This is a genomic window from Pseudonocardia oceanicola (genome assembly GCF_047200735.1).
GTDB lineage: Bacteria > Actinomycetota > Actinomycetes > Mycobacteriales > Pseudonocardiaceae > Pseudonocardia.
The window spans coordinates 1-1,157 of sequence record NZ_JBJZON010000073.1 but is presented as its reverse complement, the minus strand read 5'-3'; the positions used below and the strand labels follow the sequence as shown (position 1 = coordinate 1,157).

The window sequence follows — 1,157 nt, the reverse complement described above, 5'->3', positions numbered from 1 at the left end:
ACGATCGCGGTGGCCCGGCTGGTGCTGGGTCCGAGGATGCGCGTGCAGGCCCCGCCGAACCTGGTCGGCGAGGAGTTCGCGTTGATGCTGCGGGCCGGGATCGACGACTGGGGTGGTGTCTCGCCGGTCACGCCGGACCACGTGAACCCCGAGCGGCCGTGGCCGGTCATCTCCGAGCTTGCGGCGCGCTCGGCCGAGTCGGGCTTCACCCTCCGGGAGCGGCTCACGGTCTATCCGAGGTACGTGCTGGCCGGCTCGCCGTGGATCGACACCCGGCTGCACGCGCACGTGGCGGCGCTCGCCGACCCGGAGACGGGTCTGGCGGACGAGCAGGCGGTCGTCGAGGGGCGGCCGTGGCAGGAGCCCGACGGCGGGTTCGCGTCGACCGGCCGTACCGACCTGCACAGCAGCATCGACACGACCGGGCGCACGGGGGATCGGCGTGGGGATTTCGCCTCGGTCTACGGCGACTGGGACGAGTTGCGCGATGAGCTCGCGGCGCAGCGTTCCCGCGCGGCGGCTTCTGTTCCCGCGCGGCTGACGGGCGACGTTCGTGCCGGGCTGGACCTGGCCGCGTCGAGCCCGGCGGGGCTGCTCGACCCGGCCAACGAGGCGGTGGCCATGGCGGTGCTGACCGCCGAGGGTCCGGCGCTGGAGGAGCTGGCCCGGCTCGCCGACGATCTCCGGCGGCTGGTCGTCGGCGACGAGGTCACCTACGTGGTCAACCGCAACATCAACTTTTCCAACGTCTGTTACGTCGGCTGCCGGTTCTGCGCCTTCGCCCAGCGCGAGCGTGACGCCGACGCCTACCGGCTCTCCTTGCCCGAGATCGCCTCGCGCGCGGTCGAGGCGGCCCGGGACGGGGCGACCGAGGTGTGCGTGCAGGGCGGGATCGACCCGCAGCTTCCGGTGACCTTCTACGCCGACCTGGTCCGGGCGGTGCGCGAGGCGGTGCCGGGGATGCACGTGCACGCCTTCTCGCCGATGGAGATCGTGTCGGCGGCGTCGAAGGCGGGGGTGTCGATCCGCGAGTGGCTCGGCGAGCTGAAGGCCGCGGGTCTGGGCTCGATCCCCGGGACCGCGGCTGAGATCCTCGACGACGAGGTGCGGTGGGTCCTCACCAAGGGCAAGCTGCCGGCGGCGCAGTGGATCGAGGT

1 protein-coding gene is annotated in these 1,157 nt (G+C 72.9%); it reads left to right on the top strand.

Annotation, left to right across the window (positions count from 1 at the left end; all coding sequences use genetic code 11):
* Positions 1–1,157: radical SAM protein (locus ACL02T_RS34845; protein WP_412835085.1), on the top strand; the 1,157-nt coding region annotated here is incomplete at both ends.